Annotated in this window: 3 protein-coding genes and 1 riboswitch; of the genes, 1 reads left to right on the top strand and 2 read right to left on the bottom strand. The window is 67.6% G+C overall.

Going from position 1 to position 6,000, the window contains the following annotated elements; translation table 11 throughout:
- Positions 1-101: 101 nt before the first annotated feature.
- The gene (gene thiC / locus AC1RWI_RS00425; RefSeq protein ID WP_043343119.1) at positions 102-1,988 is read right to left on the bottom strand and encodes a phosphomethylpyrimidine synthase ThiC; all 1,887 of its coding nucleotides are present in this window, start codon (positions 1,986-1,988) and stop codon (positions 102-104) included.
- 103 nt (positions 1,989-2,091) lie between these two features.
- A riboswitch (TPP riboswitch) is annotated at positions 2,092-2,193 on the bottom strand.
- Positions 2,194-2,449: 256 nt separating this feature from the next.
- Here thiC and AC1RWI_RS00420 point away from each other — a divergent pair.
- Positions 2,450-4,111: an acyl-CoA dehydrogenase family protein gene (locus tag AC1RWI_RS00420; RefSeq protein ID WP_492863783.1), complete on the top strand. Its 1,662-nt coding sequence runs from the start codon at positions 2,450-2,452 to the stop codon at positions 4,109-4,111.
- Positions 4,112-4,227: 116 nt separating this feature from the next.
- Here the strand turns inward: AC1RWI_RS00420 and AC1RWI_RS00415 are convergent, their stop codons facing one another.
- Positions 4,228-5,907, bottom strand: a complete 1,680-nt coding sequence (locus AC1RWI_RS00415) for a GMC family oxidoreductase (RefSeq protein WP_492863781.1) — start codon at positions 5,905-5,907, stop codon at positions 4,228-4,230.
- Positions 5,908-6,000: the final 93 nt, after the last annotated feature.

Raw genomic sequence — 6,000 nt, 5'->3', positions numbered from 1 at the left:
CCACCGGCCTCCTTTAAGTCATGGCGTGCCCCTTCGGGGAAGGGGCACGGTACTTCGCGTGCGGCGCTGCACAGGCATGCGCCGCACCAAGGCCCTACGTCTTACGAGTAGATCTTGCTGCCGCTCTTGACGAACTCGATCGACTTTTCCTGCATGCCTTGCTCGGCTTCGGGCTTGAGCGAGGCGGCGTAGTCGCGCACTTCCTGCGTGATCTTCATCGAGCAGAACTTGGGACCGCACATCGAGCAGAAATGCGCGATCTTGGCGCCTTCTGCCGGCAGCGTGGCGTCGTGGTACGAACGCGCGCGTTCCGGGTCCAGGCCGAGGTTGAACTGGTCTTCCCAGCGGAACTCGAAACGTGCCTTGGACAATGCGTTGTCGCGCAGCTGCGCGCCTGGCCAGCCCTTGGCAAGGTCGGCCGCGTGAGCGGCGATCTTGTAGGTGATGATGCCTTCGCGCACGTCTTCCTTGTCCGGCAAGCCCAGGTGTTCCTTCGGCGTGACGTAGCACAGCATGGCGGTGCCCATCCAGCCGATGTTGGCCGCACCGATGCCGCTGGTGATGTGGTCATAGCCGGGGGCGATATCCGTCACCAGCGGTCCGAGCGTGTAGAACGGGGCCTCATAGCAGTGCTTGAGCTCTTCATCCATATTGGCCTGGATGCGCTGCAGCGGCACGTGGCCCGGGCCTTCGATCATGACCTGCACGTCGTGCTTCCAGGCCTTGTCGGTCAGCTCGCCGAGCGTGCGCAGCTCACCGAACTGGGCATCGTCGTTGGAGTCGGCGATACAACCCGGACGCAGGCCATCACCCAGGCTGAACGACACGTCGTACGCCTTCATGATTTCGCAGATCTCGTCGAAGTGCGTGTACAGGAAGTTTTCCTTGTGATGCGCCAGGCACCACTTGGCCATGATCGAACCACCGCGCGAGACGATGCCCGTGACACGGTCCGCGGTCATCGGCACATAGCGCAGCAGCACGCCGGCGTGGATGGTGAAGTAGTCCACGCCCTGCTCGGCCTGCTCGACCAGCGTGTCGCGGAACATTTCCCAGGTCAGGTCCTCGGCGATGCCGCCGGTCTTGTCCAGCGCCTGGTAGATGGGCACCGTGCCGATGGGCACCGGCGAGTTGCGCAGGATCCACTCACGGGTCTCATGGATGTGCTTGCCGGTGGACAGGTCCATGATGGTGTCGGCGCCCCAGCGGATCGACCACACCATCTTTTCCACTTCCTCGGCCAGCGACGACGTCACGGCGGAGTTGCCCAGGTTGCCGTTGATCTTGACGCGGAAATTGCGCCCGATCGCCATCGGCTCCAGCTCGGTGTGGTTGATGTTGGCGGGAATGATGGCGCGGCCGGCAGCGATTTCGCGGCGCACGAATTCCGGCGTCATGTCTTCCGGGCGCAGCGGCAGCGCGGCACCCAGCGCATTGCCGGGGTGCTGGCGCAGCAACGCCTTGTATTCGGGCTTGTCGTACAGCGCTTGCAGGTTCAGCGACTCGCGCAGCGCCACGTATTCCATCTCGGGCGTGATGATGCCGCGGCGCGCATAGTGCATCTGCGACACGTTGGCGCCGGCCTTGGCGCGGCGCGGGTTGGTCAGCTGGGCAAAGCGCAGGTGGGCGGTGGCCGGATCGGCGGCGCGCGCCAGGCCGTATTCCGACGACAGGCCGGACAGCACTTCGGTGTCGCCGCGCTCTTCGATCCACTTGCCGCGAACCGAGGGCAGGCCTGCCTTCAGGTCGATATGGATGTCCGGATCGCTGTACGGGCCCGACGTGTCATACACGGGAATCGGCGGATTGGACATCTCGCCCTTGTCCGTGCGCGTGGACGTCTGCAGAATCGTGCGCAGCGGCACGCGGATATCGGGGCGGCTGCCGGTCAGGTAGGTCTTGCTGGATGCCGGATAGGCAAACTTTTTGTCGAGATCGGTTTCAAGCGACTCGAAAGATGCGGCGGGGGCGGTATTTGTGCGGGCCATGGGTGTCGTCCTCTCTCTTGCGGGGATGGACGAAACCAGGAGCCCTGTGAGCATGGCCGCGGCGGTGTGGCCGGGTCATGTGCCTTGGAGAAGGCAGGAGCTGTTCGGTAACCATGAAACTTCCCACGCCGGTACTAGCCGGATCGGGTTCGAAGGGACTCTCTCAGCCGCACGGCCCATCCGTACGGCACCCCTGTTTCATCCAACGGGGTGAATTTAAGCACAAGGCTGGGGGCTTGACCACCCCTGTTTCAATCTGGAGTGTCATGCGTCAAGGTATGGCTGGCGCATGCGCAGCCTCCGGGTCGTGGCGCGCACACGTTTCGCTGCGGCGCACCATGACTTATCGTGCGCGTGGCGAGGCAGGGATGCAAGCCCACGCACATAGCGCGCCGCTTGCTCTACCATGCAATCAGACATGGCCATGCGCAACGCGCGCAGAAGACTGCACAGGAGACCTCATGACCGAAGCCGCCACTCACCGCGTGTTCAACCAGGTCCCGGACCTGACCGGCTACAACCTGTTCACCGGCGACCCCGCGCTGCGCGCCGCGCTGGAGCGGCTAGGCGGCGGCTGGCACGCCAGTGCGCTCGATATCTTCGGCGCACGCCTGGGCAAACCCGATGTGCAGCAGTGGGCGGCCGAGGCCAATCGCCACGCGCCCGAGCTGCATACGCACAGCCGCACCGGCGAGCGCATCGACGAAGTGGAGTTTCCGCCTGCATGGCACGCGTTGCTGGCGCTGCTGCGCAGCCAGCAGTTGCAGGCGCTGCCGTTCGCGCAGCCCAGGGAGGGCGCGTGGGTGGCGCGCGCGGCGGGCTACTTCCTGCAGGCGCAGGCCGAATCCGGATCCCTGTGCCCGCCCACCATGACGTTCGCCTGCATCCCGGTGCTGCAGAAGGAAGCGACGCTGTTCGCGGAACTTGGGCCGAAGCTGTTTGCCACCCTGCACGATCCGCGCGACCTGCCCTGGCGCGACAAGCATGCCGTGATGATCGGCATGGGCATGACGGAAAAGCAGGGCGGCTCCGATGTGCGCAGCAACACCACCGTCGCGCGCGCCGTGCGCGGCGGGGGCCGCGGCGCGGAGTACGCGATCACCGGGCACAAGTGGTTTTTCTCCGCCCCAATGTGCGATGCCCACCTGGTGGTGGCGCGCATGGGCGCGCAGGATGGGCCGCTGTCGTGCTTCTTCGTGCCGCGCTTTCGCGACGACGGCAGCAAGAACCCGGTGCAGATCCAGCGCCTGAAAGACAAGCTGGGCAACCGCTCCAACGCCAGCAGTGAAGTGGAATTCCGCGAGGCCACCGGCATCCTGATCGGCGAGGAGGGCCGTGGCATCCCGACCATTATCGAGATGGCCACCTACACCCGGCTGGATTGCGTGATCGGCAGCGCCGCCATCATCCGCGCGGCGCTGGTGCAGGCCATCCATCACGCGCGGCATCGCATGGCGTTCGGCCGCCTGCTGGCGGAGCAGCCGCTGATGCGCAACGTGCTGGCCGACCTGGCGCTGGAAAGCCAGGCCGCGACCCTGCTCATGATGGAACTGGCGCACGCCTTCGAGCGCGCCGATGCCGATCCGCTGGCCGCCGCCTGGAAGCGCATCGTCACGCCAGCGGCCAAGTTCTGGGTCTGCAAGCGCGCCATCGAGGTGACGGGCGAAGCCATGGAGGTGTGGGGCGGCAACGGCTACGTGGAGGAAGGCCCGATGGCGCGGCTGTACCGCGAGGCACCGGTCAACTCGATCTGGGAGGGTTCCGGCAACATCATGTGCCTGGACGTGCTGCGCGCGCTCCAGCGCAATCCCGAGGATGCGGGGCGGCTATTGCAGGACATCAGCCGGCGCGCCGGCGGCCATCCGGCGGTGCGGGCCGCACTCGCCTCGCTGCAGGCGATGCTGCGCGACGCGCCGGATCTCCTCGAAGCCGGCGCGCGGCGCTTTGCCCAGGGCCTCGTGCTGACCGCGCAGGCGGCGCTGATGCTCGCCCATGCCGACGCCGACGATGCCGAGCGCTTCGTGGCCAGCCGGCTCGGGCACCAGCACGGCCGCGTGTTCGGCACGCTGGAGGGCGGCGATGCCGCGCTGGCACGGGTGGTCGCACGCGCCTGGCCGGCCTGAAGCACGCGGCCGCGCCGCACGCCTCGTCACGCTTTTTTCTGGGCCGTCGCGCGACAGGCGCCGCCGGCACTGTCGCGAATCCCTTGCGCGCTGGAGGCACGCCCTCGCACCGCCCCTCACACGGCCAAGACCTCCGCCATGCGCAACACCACGCGCGGGCCGTGCCGGATCAGGTCATGCGCGCGCTCGCCGATCATGATGGCCGGCGCATTGGTGTTGCCGCCAATCAGCGTTGGCATGATCGATGCGTCCACCACGCGCAAGCCTTCCACGCCCCGCACGCGCAGTTGCGGATCGACTACCGCGTATTCGTCCATGCCCATGCGGCACGTCCCGACGGGATGGTAGATGGTATCCGCGTGGGCGCGGATCATCGCGCGGATCGCGCTGTCGTCGCCGCCATCGGCCGGCAAGTGCGCCGAATACAGCTCCTTGCCGCCGAACGCCGTCAGTTGCGGCTGGGCCAGGATTCGGCGCACGATCCGCACGCCGGCCACCAGGCCGTCGAGATCCCGCGGGTCCGACAGGAAGCACGGGTCGATCATCGGCGCCTCGCGGATATCGGGTGAAGCCAGCCGTACCTCGCCCCGGCTTTTCGGGCGCAGCACGCAAACGTGGCACGAATAGCCATGGCCCAGGCGGATGCGGCGCATATGGTCGTCGGCCATGCCAACCACGAAGTGCAGCTGCAGGTCCGGCTCGTCCAGCCCGGCGTGGCTCTTCAGGAAGGCGCCTGCCTCGGCGAAGTTGGAAGTCAGCATGCCGGTGCGCTCGCGCCGGTAGCGCAGTATCTCGGCCAGCAGGCGAAACGCGCCGCCCACCGAGACGCCGAACAGCTCAGACGCCGCCACCCGCTTGTGCACGATGATGTCGAGGTGGTCCTGCAGGTTGGCGCCCACGCCCGGCAGATCGTGCACCACGGGAATACCTAGCTCGCGCAGATGCGAGGCCGGGCCGACGCCCGACACCATCAGCAGTTGCGGCGAGCCGAACGCGCCGGCCGACACGATCACCTCGCGGCGTGCCCGCAACAGGGTCTCGCGGCCATCCAGCCGCACCACCACCCCCACCGCGTGGCGGCCCTCGAACGCGATGCGCAGCACCTGCGCGCCCGTCATCACAGCCAGGTTTTCGCGCCCGCCATTGCTGGCGTGGTCGGCTGCGTCGCCGCGGTGCAGGTAAGCGCGCGCGGCATTCCAGCGCTCGCCGCCATGCTGGGTTACCTGGTACCAGCCAGCGCCCTCCTGGTCCACGCCGTTGAAGTCGTCATTGCGGCGATAGCCGGCCTGCTGGGCCGCCTCGATAAAGCGCTGGCCAAAGGGATTGGGCGTGCGCAGGTCCGACACATGGAGCGGGCCGCTGCCGCCGTGCCAGGGATCGTCATCGCGCCCGGCCACGCGCTCATTGCACTCGGCCCGGCGGAAATAGGGCAGCACATCGTCCCAGGCCCAGCCGTCGCAGCCAGCCGAAGCCCAGCGGTCGTAGTCAGCCGGCGTGCCCCGCGTGTAGATCATGGCATTGAGCGAGGAACTGCCCCCCAGGCCGCGCCCGCGCGGCTGGTAGCCACGACGCCCGTTCAGCCCCGGCTGCGGCACGGTGCGGTAGCCGTAATTATGGCTGCCGGCACGCGGCAGCATGGCCGCGCAGCCCGCCGGCGTCGACACCAGCACATGGTGATCGTGGCCGCCGGTCTCGAGCACCGCCACGCTGTCGCTGCCGCTGTCGGCCAGCCGCCCGGCCAGGGCACACCCCGCCGAACCGCCGCCAACCACGAGATAGTCAAAGGTGGTTTCCATCCGTCTCCCCGCCTGGTCCGAGGTCAGTGTGCAGGGGTTGCGCCGAACGCTTCGGCAGGGCCGCGCATGCCGGTCAACCCGGTCTGGCTGGCA

This window comes from Cupriavidus sp. MPR-AND1C (assembly GCF_058809705.1).
The sequence above is the reverse complement of the archived record's forward strand: the minus strand, read 5'-3'. Positions and strand labels throughout refer to the sequence as shown.